Source organism: Achromobacter sp. ISS7 (genome assembly GCF_056523125.1).
Genome location: NZ_JAWRZD010000001.1, coordinates 3909986 through 3931662 on the forward strand (window position 1 = coordinate 3909986; position 21677 = coordinate 3931662).

A 21677-nucleotide genomic window follows, 5' to 3' on the forward strand; every position below is an offset into this window, starting at 1 on the left:
GCTTCAGGTTCCCGAAGCGGCCCGGACGGGTCAGCGGGGCGCTCAGCCCGGCAGATGGATGCCGTAGGTGGCGTGCAGCACGGCGTCGATCTCGGCGCGCGACGGCGCGTGGTTCTGCGGACCGCGCGAGGCGATCTTGATGGCGCCCATGACGTTGCCCAGGCGGCAGCTGTCTTCCCAGCTCCAGCCGCTGGTCAGGCCGTAGAGCAGGCCGCCGCGCTGCGCGTCGCCGCAACCGGTGGGGTCGACCACCTGGGTGGCGCGCACCGGGGCGATCTGGATGGTCTTGCCTTCGGTCAGCAACGTGGCGCCTTCGGCGCCGCGGGTCACGACCACGGCCTGCAGCTTGGTGGCGATGTCGGCCATGCTGCGGCCGGTGCGTTGTTCCACCACGCCGGCTTCATAGTCGTTGACCGTCAGGGCCTGCGCCAGGCCGAGCATGCGTTCCAGGTCGGCGCCGTCGAACAGCGGCATGGCCTGGCCCAGGTCGAAGATGAACGGGATGCCCTGCTTATGCAGGCGCTCGGCGTGGGCGAACATGCCTTCCTTGGCGTCCGGGGCGACGATGCCCCAGGTGGCCTTGGCGTCGCTCAGGTCGTTGCTGGCGGAGAAGGACATGGCGCCCGGGTGGAACGCGGTGATCTGGTTGTCGTCCAGGTCGGTGGTGATGAAGCACTGCGCGGTGAAGGTGCCGGGCACGACCTTGACCCGGCTGGTGTCGATACCGAGGCCGTCCAGGCGCTCGAGGTATTCACCAGCGTCTTCGCCCACGGTGGCCACCGGCACCGGCTTGCCGCCCAGCAGGTTCATGTTGTAGGCGATGTTGCCGGAGCAGCCGCCGTATTCCTTGCGCATGCTGGGAACCAGGAACGACACGCTCAGGGATTGGATGCGGTCGGCCAGGATGTGTTCCTTGAAGCGGCCTTCGAACACCGCGATGGTGTCGAACGCCATCGAACCGCAGACCAGAACAGGGGTTGCCATGAATGTCATCCTTCAGGGAAAGAACTTGTCGAGTTGGTAGCCGTTGACCTGGACACCGGTCACTTCAATCGGCACGGAAATCTTCAGTTCGCCCGCCGGTCCGAAAGGACCGCGCAACTGCTCGGGCGTCAGGTAATTCTCGGGCATCAGCACCCGGCGCACCACCACGGTGTCCGACAAATCAGTCAGGTCCAGCACCAGCGCGGGCCAGTGCTGCGGCTTGTCGTAGCGGTTGCGCAGGACCAGGTTCAACACCAGCCGGGTGCGGCCGTCGTCGATGGCGGCGGCGCCCGTGGGCGGCTGCAGCGACGACGAGGAAATCGCGATCCGCTCGAGGCGGCGCGCGTAGCCGACCGTGCAGCCGAGCGGCTTGCAGACGGTCTCGAGCGCGGGCCGCAGGACTGGCACGGAGTTGGCGATATCGATGCGGTACACGTACAGCAGCTGCAATCCCAATGCGATCAGGCCGAGCAGGCAGGCGTAGCCCCACAGCTTGCGCAGCAGGCCGCGGCGCTCCTGGCGGTCCTGGTCGAGGAATTCGGGCGGCGCGCGGCCGACGTCGGTGGCGCTGGAGTAGCGCGTGCGCGTGTCGCCCAGGATCGGTTCCGGCGAATCCTCGTCGCGCTCGGGATCGGCATCGATGCCCTCGCGAGGGTCGTCGTGATGCCTGTCGCGATCGTCGTCGAGATCCCTGTCGCGCTCATCCTCGTCATCGTCGTGGCGCGAATCGGCGTCGTCGTCACGCACCACGAAGACCGGCTCGGCCGGCCGGGTGGCGCGCGGCGCGTCCCAGCGCGCGCTGTCGCGCACCGCCACGATGGGCTCGTCGCGCGGCGCGACGGGTTCCTGCCAGCGCGGCGCCTGGGCCAGGCGCGGCTCGTCGTCGTAGCGGTCGAGGTCTTCGTTTTCGTTTTCGTCTTCGTCGTCATCGCCCTCTTCCGCCAGCGCGGCATCGGGTTCGATGCGGCGGCGGATGTCGTCGCGGCCGCGCAGCACCGCCGGCGGCATCGCGGGGGGCTCGACGCGCGGCGAGTGGCTGGCGGCGGCAGCCGCCGGCGCGATGGCGGGCGGTGTGACGGGCCAGGCCGCATCCTCGCGCGCAGCCGGCGCCAGGAAAGGCTCGTCGGGCAGGTCGTCCCAGGGCGCCACGGCGCTCGGCTCGGCGGACGGCCGTCGCACCAAGGGCGGCGGCTCGTCGGCGGGCGGCGGCGCGGGTGGCGCCAGGACCGGCGCGGCGATCACCGAGGAAGCGATGGGAGGAACGGGCCGGGTGACGGTCGGCGGCGGGACGACCGCCGGGGCGCTCGTGGCCGGCAGGCCGGCGGGCGCAGTAGCGGGAACCGGGACATGAGCGGGCGGCGTGTCAGCAACCGGGATGCCCGCAGCCGGTACGCCCGCTGCCGGTACGCCCGCAGCCGGTATGCCCGCAGCCGGTATGCCCGCCTCAGGCAGCAGGCAGGCGCGGCCGTCGAACACGGTGGCGCAGGCGCCGCAACGCACCAGGCCGTTGCGGACCCGGAACTGGTCGGGCACCACCTTGAATGACGTGCCGCATTGCGGGCAGCGGGTGGTCAGGGCCATGGCGTGATCCGGCGAAAACGGACTCAGGCCTTCTGGCCGTGCAGGCAGACCCAGCCGTCACGGGCGCGCCAGACCGACATGGCGATCCAGGGCGCGTAGGCGGCGGCGACTTCCTCGGCCTGCCGTTCCAGCACGCCGGACAGCACCAGGTGGCCGCCCGCGGCGACGCGGCCGGCGAGCATGGGCGCCAGCACCTTCAGCGGGTTGGACAGGATGTTGGCCACCACCACTTCGAAGGTGCCGTCGGCCAGGCCGTCGGGCAACATGGCCTGCAGGTCGACGTGGTTGACCTCGGCGTTGAAGACCGTGCTCTGCACCGCCTGCGCGTCGATATCGACCGCCTGGGTCGGGCCGGCGCCCAGCTTGCGGGCGGCGATGGCCAGGATGCCCGAGCCGCAGCCGTAGTCCAGCAGGGTCGCGCCCTTGGGCAGCTCGGCTTCCAGCCAGGCCAGGCACAGGTGCGTGGTCGGATGGCTGCCGGTGCCGAAGGCCAGGCCCGGATCGAGTTCGATATGGATGGCGCCGTCCTCGGCCTCGGCCGCTTCCAGGCCCGGCACGTCCGGGCTGTCGCGGTGCCAGCTGGGCACGATCCAGAGGCGCTCGGCGATGTGGATGGGGCCGAACTGCGATTGCGTCAGGCGCACCCAGTCGGCGTCCGGCACGTCGCGCAGGCTCCAGCCGGCGAACAGCGCCGGGTCCAGTTCGCCCGCGGCGGCGGCTTCTTCCATGATCTGCGCGGGATCGGCTCCGTCCGGCAGCAGGGCCACGACGCGATTGCGTTCCCAGGCCTGCACGTCGGGCTCGGTGCCCGGTTCGCCAAACAGCGGACGCTCGTCGTCGGTGCCCAGGTCGGCGTCCTCGACGGACACCGACAGCACGCCGGCTTCCAGCAGGGCGTCGGACAGGGCCTCGGCTTGCGCCTCCTGGCAATGGAGCACGAGTTCACGCATGATGATTCTTCCATCTGGCCAACGGGCCGCGGCAAACGCCGCGGCCCGATCAGCCGGTTAAGGCAGTAAAAAAGGGGCCAAGGGCCCCTATTGTGCTGGTCAGGGGCGCTGGGCCAGCTTGTTTTCCAGATAGTGGATGCTGGTGCCGCCTTCGATGAAGCGGGCGTCCTGCAGCAGTTCACGGTGCAGCGGGATGTTGGTGGAAATGCCTTCCACCACCATTTCCGACAGCGCGGTGCGCATGCGCGCCAGGGCCTGGTCGCGCGTGTCGCCGTAGGTGATGACCTTGGCGATCATCGAATCATAGTTCGGCGGCACGAAGTAGCCGTTGAACGCGTGCGAATCGATGCGCACGCCCGGGCCGCCCGGCGTATGCCAGTTGGTGATGCGGCCAGGGCTGGGCACGAAGCGGAACGGATCCTCGGCGTTGATGCGGCACTCGAGCGCATGACCCTTGAAGGTGATGTCGCGCTGGCGCAGCGTGAACTTCTCGCCGGCGGCGATCAGGATCTGCTGCTGCACCAGGTCGATGCCGGTGATCAGCTCGGTGACCGGGTGTTCGACCTGGATGCGGGTGTTCATTTCGATGAAATAGAACTCGCCGTTCTCATACAGGAACTCGAACGTGCCGGCGCCACGGTAGCCCATCTTGCGGCAGGCGTCGGCGCAGCGGTCGCCGATGCGCTCGATCAGGCGGCGCGCGATGCCGGGGGCCGGCGCTTCCTCGATGACCTTCTGGTGGCGGCGCTGCATGGAGCAGTCGCGTTCGCCCAGCCACACGGCGTTGCGACCGCCGTCGGCCAGCACCTGGATTTCCACATGGCGCGGGTTCTCGAGGAACTTCTCCATATAGACTTCCGGGTTGTTGAACGCGGCGCCCGCTTCCGAACGCGTCATGGTGACGGCGTTCAGCAGCGCGGCCTCGGTGTACACCACGCGCATGCCGCGGCCACCACCGCCGCCAGCGGCCTTGATGATGACCGGATAACCGACTTCGCGCGCAACGCGGATGATTTCCTGCGGATCGTCGGGCAACGCGCCTTCGGAACCGGGCACCACCGGCACGCCGGCTTCGATCATGGCGCGCTTGGCGCTGACCTTGTCGCCCATCAGGCGAATGGTGTCGGGGCGCGGGCCGATGAAGACGAAACCGCTCTTTTCGACGCGATCAGCGAAGTCGGCATTTTCGGACAAGAACCCGTAACCCGGGTGGATTGCCTCGGAATCCGTGACTTCGGCCGCCGAAATGATGGCCGGCATGTTGAGGTAGCTTTCACGCGACGGCGCGGGCCCGATGCACACCGATTCATCGGCCAGGCGCACGTACTTGGCTTCGCGGTCCGCCTCGGAGTGCACCACCACGGTCTTGATGCCCAGCTCGCGGCAGGCGCGCTGAATGCGCAGGGCGATTTCGCCCCGGTTGGCGATCAGGATTTTTTCGAACATTTTCAGCTATCAGCCAATGACGAACAGGGGTTGACCGTACTCGACGGGCTCGCCGTTTTCGACCAGGATTTCTTTGATGACGCCGGACTTGTCGGCTTCGATTTCATTGAGCAGCTTCATGGCTTCAATGATGCACAGCGGATCGCCTTCCTTGACCGATTGGCCGACGTCGATGAACGGCGCGGCGCCCGGGTTCGGCGAACGGTAGAAGGTGCCGACCATCGGCGCCTTGACCACGTGGCCCTGGATCACCGGGGCGGCTTCGGCCGCGGCGGGGGCAGCGGCGGGCGCGGCGGCCACCGGGGCGGCGGCGACGCCGGCTTCCGGCTGGTGGTAGGCCACCGGCTGCAGGGTCTGCGAGAACTTGACGATGCGAACCTTGCCTTCGCCTTCGGTGATTTCCAGCTCGGCGATGCCCGATTCAGCCACCAGGTCGATCAGGGTTTTGAGTTTTCGAAGGTCCATAGAAGCTGCTTCCCGAGATAGTGTGGGCAACGTCCCGGTCGTCGGGGCCGCGCCATATAAGATGTAAAAGCTGAGAGTTGGTGCGAGATCAGTGCCGCACTGCGTAACGCAGAGCCGCTTCGTAGCCGTCCGCGCCCAGACCACTGATGAGGCCTACCGCCAAATCGGACAGATATGAGTGATGCCTGAAGGGCTCTCGCTTATACAGGTTGGACAAATGTACTTCAATAAATGGGATCGCGACCCCGGCCAGCGCATCGCGGATCGCGACGCTGGTGTGCGTATATGCCGCCGCGTTGATGATGATGAAATCGGTGCCGTCTTGCCGGGCCGCCTGAATGCGGTCAACCAGCGCGCCTTCATGATTGCCTTGCCACGCCGTCAGCGTGGCGCCCAAGTCACCGGCCAGCCGCTCCAGGCCCTCGTTGATCTGGGACAGCGTGAGGCTGCCGTAGATATGAGGTTCCCGGGTGCCGAGCAGGTTCAGATTCGGGCCATGCAATACCAGTATGTTTTGCGCCATGCGCTTGCCAAAGAGTGGATTGCCAATTGTTGGCAAAACAGCCGATAAACCAGCTTTTTACGCCAATTCCTACTATTTGTCCAACAGACTTACGCCTTCAAACCGGATAGCGTCTGGTTGAGATCATCGGGCTGGATTTCACCCAATATCTTCCGGTTAATGCTGCCATCTGCATTGAAAACGATAGTAAACGGCAGGCCGCCGCTGGGATTTCCGAGCTTGCGCAGGGTGTCGATGGCACCGGCGCCAATGACCCACAACGGGTAGGAAACCTGTACTTTCTCGACAAATTTTTGCATGTTGGCGGCAGAATCCACGCCGATGCCGACAAACTTGATTTGCGGGTATTTTTTCTGCAACGCGTCGAGTTCGGGCATTTCCTTGACGCAAGGCGCGCACCAGGTGGCCCAGAAATTCACCACGATGGGCTGGCCTTTCCAGGCGGCCAGCGACTGGGTCGCGCCGTTCAGGTCGGGCAGCTGCAACTGCATGAGGGCGGCGACGGGATCCTCGGCGGCGGGCGCCGCGGGTGCCGGCTGGGACTTGTTGCGCCCCAGCAGGGTGAAGCCACCCGCGACCGTGGCGGCCACGGCCACGGCGGCGGAAAGGAGTAGGCGTCGATTCATGGCGCGATCATAACCGCTGCGGCCGGTTTGCGCCGCATCGCCCGCGGCGCCGGCTTGACCTGCGCCTATATATACAATGCAGGACAGGAGAGTTTTCAATGCACCTGCACATTCTTGGCATCTGCGGTACGTTCATGGGCGGCCTGGCGCTGATCGCGCGCGCCGCCGGCCACAAGGTCACCGGTTGCGACGCCGGCGTCTACCCGCCCATGAGCACCCAGCTGTCCGAACAGGGGATCGAGCTGATCGAGGGCTTCGGCCCCGAACAGATGGCCCTCAAGCCGGACCTGTACGTGATCGGCAACGTCGTCAGCCGCGGCAATCCCTTGATGGAAGCCATTCTGGAATCCGGCGCCCGCTATGTGTCCGGCCCGCAATGGCTGGGCGACAACATCCTGCCGGGCGCCCACGTGCTGGCGGTGGCCGGCACCCATGGCAAGACCACCACCAGCTCGATGCTGGCCTGGATCCTGGAAGCCGCGGGGCTGGCGCCCAACTTCCTGATCGGCGGCGTGGCCACCGACCTGCAGGTGTCGGCGCGCTACGACCCGGCGCGCCGCCCCTTCGTGATCGAGGCAGACGAGTACGACACGGCATTCTTCGACAAGCGTTCCAAGTTCGTCCACTATCGCCCGCGCACCGCGGTGCTGAACAACCTGGAATACGATCACGCCGACATTTTCCCCGATCTGGCGGCCATCGAGACCCAATTCCATCACCTGGTTCGCACCATTCCCGCGTCCGGCCGCATCATCCGCCCGACGCATTCGGAGGCGCTGGACCGCGTGATTGCGCGCGGATGCTGGTCGGAAACCGTCACGTTCGGCGCCGATGGCGCCTGGCAGGCGGGCACGCCCGACGATAGCGGCGCCTTCGACGTGCGGCGCGACGGCGTCGGCATGGGCACCGTGCGCTGGACCCTGGGCGGCGAGCACAACCGCATGAACGCGCTGGCCGCGCTGGCCGCCGCCGAGCACGCCGGCGTGCCGGCGGCCGAGGGCGTCGACGCCCTGAGCCGGTTCGGCGGGGTCAAGCGCCGCATGGAACTGCGCGGCACCGTCAACGGCGTCAAGGTCTACGACGATTTCGCCCACCACCCCACCGCCATCGCCACCACCCTGGAAGGCCTGCGCCGACAGGTCGGGCCGGCGCGCATCCTGGCGGTGCTGGAGCCGCGCTCCAACACCATGAAGCTGGGCGCCATGGCGGCGCGCCTGCCCGACTCCCTGCGCGACGCGGACCTGGTGTTCTGCTTCGGCGCCCGGGCGGGCAAGCACGCCCTGGGCTGGAATCCGGCCGAGGTGCTGGCGCCCCTGGGCGAGCGCGCTTCCAGTTACGATGATATCGACGCCCTGGTGGCCGCCGTGACGCGCGCCGCGCGACCCGGCGACCAGGTGCTGGTGATGAGCAACGGCGGCTTCGGCGGCATCCACGGCAAGCTGCTGGCCGCCCTGGAGGCGCGCGGCTGAGGCCAGGCGCCGCCATCCGCGATCCCGCTCCACCGGAAAGGCACGAGATGATTCTTTACCTGCATGGCTTCCGTTCCTCGCCGACCTCGTTCAAGGCCCGCCTGATGGCCGACGCCATGGCCGCCCGCGGGCTGGCTGGCGCGTGGGCCTGCCCGCAACTGCCGGCCAGCCCGCGCGAGGCCGCCGAGCTGGCGCTGGGCATCGCCCGCGAACAATTGGCCGGCGCCGCCGACCCGCGCGCGCTGACCGTGGTCGGTTCGTCGCTGGGCGGCTTCTACGCCACCTGGCTGGCTGAACAGCTCGGTTGCAAGGCAGTGCTGCTCAACCCCGCGGTCGAGGCCGCGCGCGACCTGGCGACCCAGGTGGGCGAGCACCGCATGTATCATTCCGACGCGCCATTCATGTTCCTGCCGGAGTATGTGCAGGAACTGGCCGCCCTGCACGTCAGCCGGATCACCCAGCCAGAGCGGTATTTCCTGGTGGCGGCGACGGGCGACGAGGTGCTGGACTGGCGCGAAATGCGCGATCGCTACGCGGGCTGCCGCCAGCGCATCGTGCAGGGCAGCGACCACGGCCTGTCCGATTTCGCCGACTGGATGCCCGAGGTGCTCGAATTCGCCCTTGGCTCCGCGCCGAATGGCCCCAAATAACACTGACATCAACGATAGATAGCTGCGCAAGGCGACGCATGCGCGCCGCCCAGGACGACCCTCACCATGTATGTGTTTTACGAAGACGACGGCAGCTTCAAGGCCGGCCATATCCTGTCCGAAACCGACGCCAGCCTGCAGGTGGAGTCGGAATCGGGCAAGCGCAGCAAGATCAAGCGCGCCAATACCCTGTTCAATTTCGCCGCGCCCGAACCGGCCGCGCTGATGGCCCAGGCGACCGCGCTGGCCGAGACCCTGGACCTGCAATTCCTGTGGGAATGCGCACCCCAGGAGGAATTCGATTCGCCCGCGCTGGCGGCCGACTACTTTGGCCACGCCCCCACCCCGGTCGAACAGGCCGCGCTGCTGATGCGCCTGCACGGCGCGCCCGCCTATTTCCACCGCCGCGGCAAGGGCAGCTACCGCCCCGCCCCGCCCGATATCCTGGCCGCCGCCCTGGCCGCGCTGGAAAAGAAGCAGCGCCAGGCCGAGCAGCAGCAGGAATGGGTCGATGAAATGGCCGCCGGCCGCCTGCCCGAGCCCATCGCCCAGGCCGCCGAATCGCTGCTGATCCGGCCCGACAAGAATTCACAGCAATGGAAGGCGCTGGACGCCGCCTGCGCCAAGCTCGGCAAGGGCCCCGACCGCCTGCTGCTGGAACTGGGCGCCTGGCCGCACGCGCTGGCCCTGCACAAGCGCCGCTTCCTGGCGGTGAACTTCCCGCGCGGCCTGGCCTTCCCCGAGCTGGAACTGCCGCCGATCGACCGCGAACTGCCGCTGTCGGACGCCGAGATCTACTCGGTCGACGACGTCACCACCACCGAGATCGACGATGCCCTGTCGGTCTCCACCCTGCCCGACGGCAACCTGCGGGTCGGCATCCACGTGGCCGCCCCCGGCCTGACCGTGACGCGCGACAGCGAATTCGACAAGCTGGCGCGCGCGCGCCTGTCGACCGTCTACATGCCGGGCGACAAGATCCCGATGCAGCCCGACAATGTCATCAAGGCGTTCTCGCTGGACGCGGGCCGCGAGGTGCCGGTGCTGTCGCTGTACGTGGTGGCCAACCCGGAAACCGGCGAGGTCATCGAATCCGACACGCGCCTGGAGCGCGTGGTGGTGCGCGAGAACCTGCGCCACAACATGCTCGACGCCCAGGTCACGGAAGACAGCCTGAACGACACGTCCACCGACATGCCCTACGGCCACTGGCTGCGCCCGCTGTGGAAGCTGGCGCAGGCGCTGTCGGCGCAACGCGAGAACGTGCGCGGCAAGCCCGAGAACAATTCGCGGGTGGAGTACAGCTTCTACCTGGACGGCAACCCCGACGATCCCGACACCCCGGTGCGCCTGGTGCCGCGCCAGCGCAACGCGCCGCTGGACCGGATGGTGGCCGAGTACATGATCCTGGCCAACAATCTGTGGGGCGGCCTGCTCAACCAGCACGGCGTGCCCGGCATCTACCGCTCGCAACAGGCGGGCCGCGTGCGCATGAGCACGCAGGCGCTGCCGCATGAAGCCATCGGCGTGCCGCAATACGCCTGGAGCACGTCGCCGCTGCGCCGCTACGTCGACCTGGTGAACCAGTGGCAGCTGATCGCCGCGGTGGAACACGGCGTCTCGGCGCGCCTGGTGGCCCCCTTCAAGCCGCGCGACGCGGACCTGTTCGCGATCATCGGCGCGTTCGACGCGCAGTACGCGGCCTGGGCCGAGTTCCAGAGCGCGATGGAGCGCTACTGGTGCCTGCGCTGGCTGAAGCAGCACCACATCACCCGCACGGTGGCCCACGTGCTGCGCGAAGACCTGGTCCGCTTCGCCAACTGCCCCCTCGTCACCCGCATCGGTGGGATGCCGGAGCTGGAGCGGGGGACGGCGGTGGAGGTGGAGATTCTGGGGATGGATGAGTTGTCGCTGGAGTTGGATTGCCGGTATGTGGGGCAGGTGGGGCCGGCGGCTGAAGAGGCCGCTGCCTAGGACGGCAATTGGCTTGTCGTTGGGGTGTTTCTGCTGGCTGCGGGGGGCTTTCTTAGGTCGCCCGTCTGGCAGGCGGCCCTGGCGGCGGGCGCCCACGATTGCGGTCCGGAGCGTTCGCTCCGGACTGCCCCTGCCTCATCCTCGTTGCCGCCTGGCGGCGGCTGCCTTCGGATTCCGTCGGGCGCATCGAGGTTGCCCGCCGCCAGGGCCGCCTGCCAGACGGGCTACGTTTTTCTTGGCCTGTCGCGCTGCTGGGGCGGGGAAACTTCACGAGATTGCTGATGCCCGTTGCGGGTGGCCGCGCGGGCGGCCACCCGCAACTTACGCGGTGTCTTGGCTTGACGTGTTGGCGCTGCGCGCGGGTGGCGGGTTGTTTGCTGGGGTGCCGTCCAGTCGGGGGGGTGGAGAGTGGGCGGCGCGCGGTGGAGAGTAGCGTGCGCGTGATGGACTTCGCGCGCCGCCTGATACTTGGGAAGAATGGGTGATGGGGAAGACATGGTGATGCCTCGCTGATTCTTCCGCGGGGAGTCGCCCCCATCCCGGATTCTTCCGTGGGAGAACGCCCAATGCATCCCGGCCCCCTCCACGCAGAACACCTCCCGCAATGCTCACGGACTCTTTCCGCATCTCGCCCGACCTCCCCCCAAATGCCAAAGAAGGCCGCCCGCGCGGCCGGTTTTGGCGGCCCCGCAAAATCTTCCGTCCCTCCCGATCTTTCGCCAAAACGCCAAGCACACGATTCGCCCCCCACGCCGGTGAAGTGATCACGCTGTAGCTCGTGGCGTCGGCGGCCGGTGGGGCGCGGGGCGTGTAGATGCGCCCGAGGGAATCTGAAGGGAAGGCCGAAGGCCTGGACGAAGATGACAACGGGGAAGTTCGGAGCGAACGCTCCGGACCGCAATCGTAGCCCCGCACCCCACCGGCCGCCGACGCCACGGGCGGCCAACAGAACACCACAACCGCCGCGACACCAATCGTGCCTCCCGTTAAACTGCCGAAAAAAAATCACAAATCAAATTTCGGAGGACGGACATGCGCATTCTGCTGGTCGAGGACAACCTCGACCTGGGCGATGCCGTGGAGAGCAAACTGCGTTCGGCCGGCCATAGCGTCCAATGGGTGCGTGATGGCGTCGCCGCGCTGCGCTGGGGCCTGGACGAGACCTGGGATGCCCTGGTGCTCGACATCAATCTGCCTGGCAAGGACGGCTTCAGCGTCATTCGCGAACTGCGCGCCGCCGGGCTCGAAGCGCCCGTGCTCGTCGTAACCGCGCGTTCCGAGATCGAAGACAAGATCGACATGCTCGACCTCGGCGCCGACGACTACCTCGTCAAGCCTTTCGACCTGCGCGAACTGGAAGCGCGGTTGCGCGCCCTGCTGCGCCGGCCCGCCGGGCAGACCAGCAGCGTCACCGCCTATGGCAACCTGAGCCTCGACCTGGCCAACCGCCACGTCGTGCTGGCCGGCGCGCCGCTGGAACTGGGGCGGCGCGAATTCCGGCTGCTGGAGATCCTGGTCGGCAAGCTCGGCCAGACCGTGGCCAAGGAACGGCTGATGAACCAGCTGTTCGACCTGGACGACGGCTCGCTCAACGCGCTGGAGCTGCTGATCTCGCGCCTGCGCAAGAAGCTGGCGGGCGCCTCGATCGATATCGTCACCGTGCGCGGCGTCGGCTACCAGGCCCGCAGCCATGAGCCTTCCTGACAGCTTTTCCATCCGCCGCCGCGTCTTCACGCTGGGCGCGGTGCTGCTGGCGTGCGCGCTGATCGGGCTGGTGTTCTTCCTGCGCGACTATGCCCAGCGCGCCGCCGAGCAGGCCTTCGACCGGCTGCTGGCGGCCTCGGCGCTGACCATCGCCGGCTCGGTCCAGATCGAGGACAACGGCGTCACCGTCGAGCCGCCGGTGTCGTCCCTGGCCATGCTGTCGGGCAGCGAGCGCGTGTTCTACGAGGCCCGCGCCTCCAACGGCCGCCTCATCACCGGCTACGCCGATCTGGCGCCGGGCCTGCCGCTGGCGCAATCGGCCACGCCAGTCTTCACCTACCTCAGCTACCACGACGAGCCGGTGCGCGTGGCCACGGTGGGCCGGCTGGTGTCGGCCAGCCAGCATGCCGGCTGGGTCACCGTGCGGGTGGCGGAAACGCTCGGATCGCGCGAGGAGCTGGCCGACGAGATCCTGGGGCGCAGCGTGCTGCCGCTGGTCGTCGTGTCGCTGGTGGCGCTGGGCCTGCTGTGGTTCGGCGTGCAGCGCGCCTTCGCGCCGCTGGCCGTCGTGGAGCGCGAATTGCGGCGGCGGGCGCCGGACGACCTAGCGCCGCTGGTCACGCCGGTGCCGACCGAAGTGCGGCGCCTGGTCGAAGCCCTGAACGCCTTCATGCAACGCCTGTCGGGCATCATGGACACCCTCAACACCCTGGTCGCCGATGCCGCCCACCAGGTGCGCACGCCCCTGGCCTCGCTGCGGGCGCAGGCCGAAGTGGCGCTGGACGAGACCGATCCCAAGCGGCTGCACGAGCGCCTTGGCCGCATCCACCTGAACGCCATGCACGCCAGCCAGCTCATCAACCAGCTGCTGATGGACGCCACCATCACGCACCGGCTGGGCAAGGGCGCGCGCGCGCCCGTTGGCGTGGCCGAGACCATCAACGAGACCCGCCGCCGCATCGGGCCGCTGGAGGCGCAGCGGCTGCGCATCGAGATCGCGCCGCAGGTGCGGCGCGCCCGCATCGCCGGCGACCGCGTGGCGCTGCGGGAAATGCTGCGCAATCTGGTGGACAACGCCTTGCGCTATGCGCCCGAGGGCGCCGTCGACATCCAGGCCACGCCGGTGGCCGGCTACCGGGTGGCGCTGACCGTGTCGGATCGCGGACCGGGCATCGCCGATGACGAGAAGGACGCCGTGCAGCAGCGCTTCACCCGCGGCCGCACTGGCGAATCGCTGCCCGGCTCGGGACTGGGACTGGCCATCGTGCGCTCGGTGGCGATGGCGCACGGCGGTTCGCTGTGGCTGCAGGACCGCCCCGGCGGCGGCCTGTCGGCGCGCGTCATCCTGCCGCTGGCGCGGCAGCGCGCCGGCCGCAACGTGGCCAATTGGCTCGGCGCCGTCGGCGCGGCCGTGCTGCTGCTGGCCGCCGCGCCCGCCGAGGTGCGCGCCGCCGACATCCCCGAGATCGTCACGCGCTACCCGGCGCCGCAGCCGTCCTCGCGCGTGCTGACCATCGCCGGCCCCACCGACACGCCGGTGGTGGCGCCGCTGATCCTCGGCTTCCAGGCGCAGCGGCCCGACGTCACCGTGGTGTACCGCGAGATGGGCAGCCGCGAGCTGTACGAGGCCGCCATCGAGGACCGGCTCAAGGAGGTGGACGTGCTGATGAGCTCGGCCTCGGACCTGCAGATCCGCCTGGCCAACGACGGCTACGCGCAGCGCTACACCTCGCCCTACGCCGCCAAGCTGCCGTCCTGGGCGGTGTGGCGCAACGAGGTCTACGGCTTCACCTTCGAGCCGGCCGTGATCGTCTACAACCCCAAGCGCTACACCGAGGCCACCGTGCCGCGCTCGCGCCAGGACCTGCTGCGCACGCTGGAGCACGACCGCGCGCGGCTGCACGGCCGCGTCGGCACCTACGACATCTCGCGCAGCAGCGTGGGCTACCTGATTGCCGAGCAGGACGAGCTGGTGTCGTCGAACTTCTGGGGCCTGGCCAACGCCTTCGGCCAGGTCGGCGTGCGGCTGTCGGCCACCAGCGCCGAACTGCTCGACGCCATCGAGAACGACGAGATGGACCTGGGCTACAACATCCTCGGCTCCTACGCCCTGTCGCGCCAGGCGGCGGGCAGCAAGATCGGCGTGGTGTTCCCGCAGGACTACGTACTGGTGCTGGCGCGCTCGGTGCTGATCGCGCGGCGCGCGCCCAATCCGGACCTCGGCCGCGCGCTGGTGGACTGGCTGCTGTCGCCCGCCGGCCAGCAGGTGGCCTCCAGCCACGCGGCGCTGGGGTCGATTATGGAAGACACGCCGGGCCGCTGGACCTCGGAAGCGGTGCTGGCGCGCTCGCAGGGCATCGTGCAGCCGGTGGTGCTGTCGCCGGCGCTGCTGGTGGGGCTGGACCAGCGGCGCCATTCGCGCTTCGTGCAGAACTGGATCCGGCTGGTCACCGACACGCCCGAGCGGCCCTAGCGCGGCGATACCGGGATTACCCCTATCCCGGCTGTCGCGCCATGACAGGACGACGACAGACGCCGAATCCTAAGATGGGCGCCAAGCAGGCCCTTGCGCCTGTCGATACCAATTCCAAACGGAGACAAGACATGCTTGCCAAGTCCAGACTGGCGGCCGCCTGCGCCGCTGCATTCGCCATCGCCGCCGGCAGCGCCTACGCCCAACAGGTTCCCGCCGGCTACCCGGCCGATTATCAGAAGATCCTCGACGGCGCCAAGAAGGAAGGCAAGGTCGTGATCTATTCGACCACCGACACCAAGGCCGCCGGCCCCATCATCAAGGGCTTCGAAGCGCTGTATCCGGGTGTCAAGGTCGAATACAACGACATGAACAGCACCGAGCTGTACAACCGCTACATCAGCGAACAGGCGGCAGGCGGCAGCAGCGGCGACATCGTCTGGAGCTCGTCGATGGACTCGGCGCTCAAGCTGGCCACCGACTACGCGCTGCAGTACAAGTCGCCCGAGATCGGCAAGCTGCCGGCCTGGGCGGTGTGGAAGGATTCGGCCTACGGCACCACCTATGAACCGGCGGTGTTCATCTACAACAAGCGCCTGATCCCGGCCAACGAAGTGCCGACCACGCACGGCGCCCTGGCCAAGCTGATCGCCAGCCAGCCGGACAAGTTCAAGAACAAGGTCACCACCTACGACATCGAGAAGTCGGCCGTGGGCTTCATGCTGGCCGTGCAGGACAAGGCCAACGATCCCAAGTACTTCGAGACGCTCAAGGACATCGCCAAGGGCGGCCTGATCGTGCAATCGTCCACCGGCACCATGATGGAACGCGTGTCGTCGGGCGAGAACCTGGTCGGCTACAACATCCTGGGCTCGTACGCCGAGACCCGCGCCAAGACCGACCCGTCGCTGGGCGTGGCCTACCCGACCGACTACGCGCTGGTGCTGTCGCGCGTGGCGTTCATCAGCAAGAAGGCCAAGAACCGCAACGCCGCCAAGCTGTGGATGGACTACCTGCTGTCGCAGAAGGGCCAGGAAATCATGGCCAACCAGGCCGACCTGGCCTCGGTCCGTGACGACATCGAAGGCGACAACGACGTCGACGGCATGACCAAGAAGCTGGGCGCCTCGCTCAAGCCGATCCCGGTCAACGAAACGCTGCTCGACTACCTCGAGCAGAACAAGCGCCTGCAGTTCATCAAGGACTGGCGCGCCGCCGCAGGCAAGTAAGGCTGTCGCCGGTACAGCCGGGGGCCGCGCGCCCCCGGCCGCAAGCACGCGGGAGGGCGTAGCACCGCCGCCCGCCAGGCCGCCCGCAGGCCGGGTGTTCATGGCCAACGGGCGCGACCCGCGTCTATCGAGATAACAGGATTTCCCCATGCAGTCATTGCGCAGAAAATGGCAGTCCCTGCCACGCGGCGTGGTGGTGCTGATCACAGCCTTGGCCATCTACGTGCCGCTGTCGTTCATCATCATCCAGAGCTTTCTATCCGCGCCCTTCTTTTCGCCGTCCAAGGTCTTCAGCCTGGACGCATTCCGCTTCATCTTCGCGGACCCCGATTTCTACAAGGCGCTGAAAAGCGGCTTCATCCTGGCGTTCGGGCTGGCCATCATCGCCATCCCGCTGGGCGGCATGCTGGCGTTCCTGATGATCCGCACCGACCTGCCGGGCCGGCGCTGGATCGAACCGCTGATCCTGGTGCCGATCTTCGTGTCGCCGATGGTGCTGGGCTTCGGCTACGTGGTGGCGGCGGGCCCGGTCGGCTTCTTCTCGACCTGGGTGCAGAACATCCTGGGCTTCGTGCCCTGGAACGTGTATTCGCTGACCAGCATCGTCATCATCGCCGGCCTGACGCACGTGCCGCACGCCTACCTGTACATCTCGTCGGCGCTGCGCAGCATGGGCTCGGACGTCGAGGAAGCGGCGCGCGTCAGCGGCGCCTCGCCGCTGCGCGTGATGGTCTCGGTGAGCCTGCCGATGGTGCGCCCCGCCATGCTGTACGCCACCGTGCTGCTGTTCTTCCTGGGCCTGGAAGTGTTCGGCCTGGTGCTGGTGCTGGGCGACCCCGAAGGCAACCTGGTGCTGGCGACGTACCTGTACAAGCTGACCAACAAGCTCGGCATCCCGTCGTACCACCTGATGGCCGCGGTGGCCGTGGTGCTGATCTGCATGACGATTCCGCTGGTCATGCTGCAGCGCCGCCTGATGCGCACCGCCAACCGCTTCGTCACCGTCAAGGGCAAGGCCTCGCGCGCCCGTCCGCTGCCACTGGGCAAGTGGCGCTGGGTGGCCGGCGGCGTGGTGACGTTCTGGCTGCTGGTCACCATCGTGGTGCCGCTGCTGGGCGTGCTGCTGCGCGCATTCGTGTCCAACTGGGGCATGGGCGTGTCGCTGTTCGACGTGCTGTCGCTGGACGCGTTCCGCACCGTGTTCTCGCAACCCAACCTGATGCGCGCGATCGTCAACTCGGTGGCCATCGGCGTCTTCGGCGGCGCGCTGGCGGTGTTCTGCTACACCTTCGTCGGCCTGGCGATGCACCGCAAGCCGGACAACGTCACGCGTTTCATGGACTACAGCGTGCTGGTGCCGCGCGCCGTGCCCGGCCTGCTGGCGGGCCTGGCGTTCCTGTGGGTGTTCCTGTTCGTGCCGATGTGGCTGGACAACGCGCTCGATCCGGACCTGGGCGGCTGGCTGTCGGGCCTGCCGTTCGCGGAATGGCTGCGCGAGAACTTCGTCGAATGGCTGCGTGCCATCCGCAGCACCATCTTCAGCGTGTGGCTGGCCTACACGGTGGTCTGGATGGCCTACGGCCTGCGGCTGATCTCGTCGACGCTGCTGCAGGTCGGCCCCGAGTTGGAAGAGGCCGCCCGCAGCGCCGGCGCGCGCCGCGGCCAGGTCACCCGCCACGTCACCGTGCCGCTGGCCAAGTACGGCCTGATCGGTTCGTGGCTGCTGATGTTCCTGATTTTCGAGCGTGAATACTCCACCGGCGTCTACCTGCTGTCGCCCGGCACCGAGACCATCGGCTCCATGCTGGTGTCGCTGTGGGCCTCGGGCGCCATCGACATCGTGGCCGCGCTTTCCTTCATCAATATCGTTCTGGTCGTGATCGGCCTGGGCATCGCCCTGCGATTCGGAGTCAAACTTCATGATTGAGCTTTCTGTAGAAGACCTGCACCTGGATTACGGCGACAACCCGGTGCTCAAGGGCGTGTCGATGCAGCTGCGCCAGGGCGAAGTGGTTTCGCTGCTGGGCCCTTCGGGCAGCGGCAAGACCACCCTGCTGCGCGCCGTGGCGGGCCTGGAAGGCCCCAAGCGCGGCCGTATCACCATCGGCGAGCGCACCGTCTACGACGGCGCCGCGCGCCAGGAGATCCCGGCCGAAGAGCGCAACCTGGGCCTGGTGTTCCAGTCGTACGCGCTGTGGCCGCACAAGACCGTGTTCGACAACGTGGCCTATCCGCTCAAGCTGCGCAAGGTGCCGTCGAACGAAGTGCGCGAACGCGTGCAGGCGGTGCTGGACCAGCTCGGCCTGGGCAAGCTCGGCCAGCGCCATCCGCACGCGCTGTCCGGCGGCCAGCAGCAGCGCGTGGCCATCGGCCGCGCCTTGGTGTACAGCCCGCCCGTGATCCTGCTGGACGAGCCGCTGTCCAACCTGGACGCCAAGCTGCGCGAGGAGGCCCGCGCCTTCCTGCGCGAGCTGATCATCCGCCTGGGCCTGTCGGCGTTGATGGTGACGCATGACCAGAGCGAAGCCATGGCCATTTCGGACCGCATCCTGCTGCTGAACAACGGCAAGATCGAACAGCAGGGCACGCCGCAGGAGATGTACGGCGCGCCGTCGACGCTGTTCACCGCCGAATTCATGGGCAGCAACAACCGCCTGGACGGCAAGGTCACCGAAGTGCGCGATGGCCGCGCCCGCATCGAGGGCCGCGGCTGGGCGCTGTGGGGCAAGGCCGGCGAGGGCGTGGCCGCGGGCCAGGACGCCACCGCCGTGATCCGGGTCGAACAGGTCCGCCTGGCGGACGATCCCGACGGCAACCACATCGACATGCCGCTGCTGACCAGCATGTACCTGGGCGACCGCTGGGAATACCTGTTCCGCACCCCCGACGCGGATCCGGCCAACACCCTGGCGCTGCGCGCCTACGGTCCCGAGGGCCGCGAGCCGGGCCCCTGCCGCCTGGCGCTGCCGGCCAGCAAGGTCTGGGTGTTCCCGCGCCCGTCCAAGTAAGGTGACGGCGGCGGGCGGAGTGGCTCTACAATGCGTGCGTGCAACACGTCGCTGACTCCCCTCCCCCGCTGAGCCGTCCGCTGCGGTGGCTGGGCGCGCCCGCCCAGCACTACCTGCGCATCGGCCTCGCGATTTCGCTGTTGGTGCACGCCGGCGCCCTGGCGTGGCGCTTTGGCGCGCCCGCCCTGTCGCGGCCGCCCGCGACCAGCCTGGAAGTGGTGCTGCTCAACGCCCGCAGCGAGACGCCCCCCGATACCCCCCGCGCCCAGGCGCAGAACCAGATGAGCGGCGGCGGCAACGCCGAACGCGGCCTGTCCACCACCCCGCTGCCCCAGACCGGGGCCTCGGCCGAGACCATCGTGCTCGAAGCCATGCGCCGCCGCCAGGTGCAGCTCGAGGCCGAACAGACCCGCCTGATGACCCAGCTGCGCGCCGCCGACAAGGCCGGCGCCGAGCGCCAGGCCGTCAACCCCTGGCCCGACGGCAACGAACGCGGCAAGGACGCCGAGGACCAGGCCAGCGTCATCCAGAACGCCCAGGTCGCCGCGCTGGCGGCCAAGGTGCAGCAATACAGCGCCGAGCCGCGCAAGCAATTCGTGGCACCCTCGGCCGAGGCCTCGCGCTACGCCGCCTACCTGGACGCCTGGCGCGCGCGCATCGAGACCGTCGGCACCCAGCATTACCCGGACGAGGCGCGCGGCCGCATCTACGGCTCGCTGCGCATCACCGTGTCGGTGCGCGCCGACGGCAGCATCGCCGACGTCGAGATCGACCAGCCGTCGCCGCACGCGGTGCTGAACCAGGCCGCCCGCCGCATCGTGCAGCTGGCGGCGCCGTTCCCGCCGTTCCCGCCCGAGATCGCGCGCGACACCGACGTGCTGGTCATCACCCGCACCTGGCATTTCGTCAACGACACCCTGGAAACCCAAGCCCCATGACCGAGGCGTCCCCTCTTGCCCGCTATGCCGTGATCGGCAACCCCATCGCGCACAGCCGCTCGCCGCAGATCCACGCCCTGTTCTCCCGCCAGACCGGCAAGCCGCTCAGCTACGAGCGCCTGCTGGCGCCGGTGGACGGCTTCACGGCGGCGGTGGCCGCCTTCGCCGCCGAGGGCGGCCTGGGCCTGAACGTGACGGTGCCGTTCAAGCAGGACGCCTACGCGCTGGCCGCGGGCCGCCTGTCCAGCCGCGCCCGCCTGGCCGGCGCGGTCAACACCCTGTCGTGGCGCGACGGCGCCTGGCACGGCTGCAATACCGACGGCGTCGGCCTGGTGTCCGACCTGCTGCGCCTGGGCGTGCGCCTGACCGGCGCCTCGGTGCTGCTGGTGGGCGCCGGCGGCGCCGCCCGCGGCGTGCTGCAGCCCCTGGCGCAGGCCGGTTGCGCCCGCATCCATATCGTCAACCGCACCGCCGCCCGCGCGCTCGAGCTGGCCGAGGGCTGGCGCGAGACCGGCGCCGAGCCGCAGACCCGGGTCACCGCCGGCGGCCTGGCCGACGCCGCCCTGCCCGGCGGCTGGAACCTGGTGGTCAACGCCACCGCCAGCGGGCTGCAGGACGCCGCCCCCGACCTGCCCGCCGGCCTGTACGCCGAGGGCGCGGCCGCCTACGACATGATGTACGGCGCCCAGCCGACGGCATTCATGCGCCAGGCCCGGGCAGACGGCGCCGCCCTCACCGCCGACGGCCTGGGCATGCTGGTGGGCCAGGCGGCCGAGAGCTTCTTCATCTGGCACGGCGTGCGGCCCGACCCCGCCCCGGTGCTGGCCGCGCTGCGCGAGGCGCTCATGGCCGGAAACTGAGGCGATGGCCGCCCGCGGCAAGAGCGGCAAGCGCCGCTCCTGGTTCCGGATCATCACCGGCACGCTGATGGCGCTGGTGTGCGCCGTGCTGCTGTACCAGTTCTGGCTGTTCGGGCTGGTGGTCTGGTACAACTACCAGAACCCGGGCAGCAGCGCCGTGATGCGCGAGGAACTGTCCCGCCTGCAGGACGGCAACCCGGATTTCCGCCTGAAATACGAGTGGGTGCCCTATGACAAGATCAACCGCAGCCTGAAGCTGGCGGTGGTGGCGTCCGAGGATTCCAACTTCACCGAGCATGACGGCGTCGAGTGGGACGCCATCCGCAAGGCCTGGGAATACAACCAGAAGCAGGAGGCGGCCGGGCGCAGCAAGATGCGCGGCGGCTCGACCATCACGCAACAATTGGCCAAGAACCTGTTCCTGTCCAGTTCCCGCAGCTACCTGCGCAAGGGCCAGGAACTGGTGCTGACCTACATGATCGAACACGTCATGAGCAAGGAGCGCATCCTGGAGCTGTACCTGAATGTGGCGGAATGGGGCGTCGGCGTGTTCGGCGCCCAGGCGGCGGCCAAGCACTATTTCAACGTGCCGGCGGCCAGCCTGGGGGCCGCCCAGTCGGCCCGGCTGGCGGCCATGCTGCCCAATCCGCGCTTCTATGACAGCCACCGCAACTCGAACTACCTGAACTCCCGCGTCTACACCCTGACCCGGCGGATGCAGATGGTCGATATTCCCTGATACGAAAACCGGCTGCTTCGACAGGTTCCCGCCCACCTTGGGCGGCGGGATTTGTTAA

At 68.3% G+C, this 21677-nt stretch carries 18 protein-coding genes; 11 read left to right on the plus strand and 7 right to left on the minus strand.

Translation table 11 applies throughout. The annotated features are described in order from the left end of the window. Positions 1 to 42: 42 nt before the first annotated feature. The 7 genes from AC1HFW_RS17610 to AC1HFW_RS17640 all read right to left on the minus strand — a co-directional run bounded on the left by AC1HFW_RS17610 (position 43) and on the right by AC1HFW_RS17640 (position 6575). Positions 43 to 984, minus strand: coding sequence for a carbohydrate kinase family protein (locus tag AC1HFW_RS17610; RefSeq protein WP_061072514.1), 942 nt, complete (start codon positions 982 to 984; stop codon positions 43 to 45). A 12-nt stretch (positions 985 to 996) separates the two neighbouring features. Next, the gene (locus tag AC1HFW_RS17615) at positions 997 to 2565 is read right to left on the minus strand and encodes a DUF3426 domain-containing protein (RefSeq protein WP_479284631.1); all 1569 of its coding nucleotides are present in this window, start codon (positions 2563 to 2565) and stop codon (positions 997 to 999) included. A 23-nt stretch (positions 2566 to 2588) separates the two neighbouring features. Then, a complete protein-coding gene (prmA, locus tag AC1HFW_RS17620) occupies positions 2589 to 3515 on the minus strand; it encodes a 50S ribosomal protein L11 methyltransferase (RefSeq protein ID WP_006392757.1) in 927 nt (308 codons plus the stop codon). Between the two features lie 99 nt (positions 3516 to 3614). Further along, on the minus strand, positions 3615 to 4961 hold the full coding sequence (gene accC / locus AC1HFW_RS17625; RefSeq protein WP_006392756.1) for an acetyl-CoA carboxylase biotin carboxylase subunit: 1347 nt from the start codon (positions 4959 to 4961) through the stop codon (positions 3615 to 3617). 9 nt (positions 4962 to 4970) lie between these two features. Continuing rightward, positions 4971 to 5426 (minus strand): acetyl-CoA carboxylase biotin carboxyl carrier protein, encoded by a 456-nt coding sequence (gene accB, locus AC1HFW_RS17630; RefSeq protein WP_006392755.1) that lies wholly within the window; start codon positions 5424 to 5426, stop codon positions 4971 to 4973. 88 nt (positions 5427 to 5514) lie between these two features. Further along, complete coding sequence (aroQ, locus tag AC1HFW_RS17635; RefSeq protein WP_006392754.1) at positions 5515 to 5949, minus strand: type II 3-dehydroquinate dehydratase; 435 nt, start codon at positions 5947 to 5949, stop codon at positions 5515 to 5517. 89 nt (positions 5950 to 6038) lie between these two features. Beyond that, a complete protein-coding gene (locus tag AC1HFW_RS17640; protein WP_006392753.1) occupies positions 6039 to 6575 on the minus strand; it encodes a TlpA family protein disulfide reductase in 537 nt (178 codons plus the stop codon). Between the two features lie 98 nt (positions 6576 to 6673). Between AC1HFW_RS17640 and mpl the strand changes: the two genes are divergently transcribed. The 11 genes from mpl (at position 6674) to mtgA (ending at position 21619) form a co-directional block, all read left to right on the plus strand. Further along, positions 6674 to 8044, plus strand: coding sequence for a UDP-N-acetylmuramate:L-alanyl-gamma-D-glutamyl-meso-diaminopimelate ligase (gene mpl, locus AC1HFW_RS17645; RefSeq protein WP_006392752.1), 1371 nt, complete (start codon positions 6674 to 6676; stop codon positions 8042 to 8044). A gap of 47 nt (positions 8045 to 8091) precedes the next feature. Beyond that, complete coding sequence (locus tag AC1HFW_RS17650) at positions 8092 to 8694, plus strand: YqiA/YcfP family alpha/beta fold hydrolase (protein WP_006392751.1); 603 nt, start codon at positions 8092 to 8094, stop codon at positions 8692 to 8694. Positions 8695 to 8760: 66 nt separating this feature from the next. Then, entirely contained in the window at positions 8761 to 10668 is a 1908-nt protein-coding gene (locus AC1HFW_RS17655; RefSeq protein ID WP_241074351.1) for a ribonuclease catalytic domain-containing protein, read from the plus strand. A gap of 1032 nt (positions 10669 to 11700) precedes the next feature. Further along, a complete protein-coding gene (locus AC1HFW_RS17660; protein WP_006392749.1) occupies positions 11701 to 12372 on the plus strand; it encodes a response regulator transcription factor in 672 nt (223 codons plus the stop codon). Continuing rightward, a complete protein-coding gene (locus AC1HFW_RS17665; protein ID WP_479284635.1) occupies positions 12359 to 14845 on the plus strand; it encodes a sensor histidine kinase in 2487 nt (828 codons plus the stop codon). The genes AC1HFW_RS17660 and AC1HFW_RS17665 overlap by 14 nt, the downstream gene beginning before the upstream one ends. Positions 14846 to 14976: 131 nt before the next feature. Then, positions 14977 to 16074 carry an ABC transporter substrate-binding protein gene (locus tag AC1HFW_RS17670; protein WP_006392747.1) on the plus strand — a complete coding sequence of 366 codons (1098 nt, stop codon included), beginning with the start codon at positions 14977 to 14979 and terminating at the stop codon, positions 16072 to 16074. A 148-nt stretch (positions 16075 to 16222) separates the two neighbouring features. Beyond that, on the plus strand, positions 16223 to 18001 hold the full coding sequence (locus AC1HFW_RS17675; RefSeq protein ID WP_006392746.1) for an ABC transporter permease: 1779 nt from the start codon (positions 16223 to 16225) through the stop codon (positions 17999 to 18001). Continuing rightward, positions 17994 to 19082, plus strand: coding sequence for an ABC transporter ATP-binding protein (locus tag AC1HFW_RS17680; RefSeq protein WP_006392745.1), 1089 nt, complete (start codon positions 17994 to 17996; stop codon positions 19080 to 19082). The genes AC1HFW_RS17675 and AC1HFW_RS17680 overlap by 8 nt, the downstream gene beginning before the upstream one ends. Positions 19083 to 19120: 38 nt before the next feature. Next, positions 19121 to 20020 carry a TonB family protein gene (locus AC1HFW_RS17685; protein ID WP_238892017.1) on the plus strand — a complete coding sequence of 300 codons (900 nt, stop codon included), beginning with the start codon at positions 19121 to 19123 and terminating at the stop codon, positions 20018 to 20020. Then, entirely contained in the window at positions 20017 to 20880 is an 864-nt protein-coding gene (gene aroE / locus AC1HFW_RS17690; protein WP_116522520.1) for a shikimate dehydrogenase, read from the plus strand. Before AC1HFW_RS17685 ends, aroE begins: the two co-directional genes overlap by 4 nt. A 4-nt stretch (positions 20881 to 20884) precedes the next feature. Continuing rightward, the gene (mtgA, locus tag AC1HFW_RS17695) at positions 20885 to 21619 is read left to right on the plus strand and encodes a monofunctional biosynthetic peptidoglycan transglycosylase (RefSeq protein ID WP_006392742.1); all 735 of its coding nucleotides are present in this window, start codon (positions 20885 to 20887) and stop codon (positions 21617 to 21619) included. The last annotated feature ends 58 nt before the right edge of the window (positions 21620 to 21677 follow it).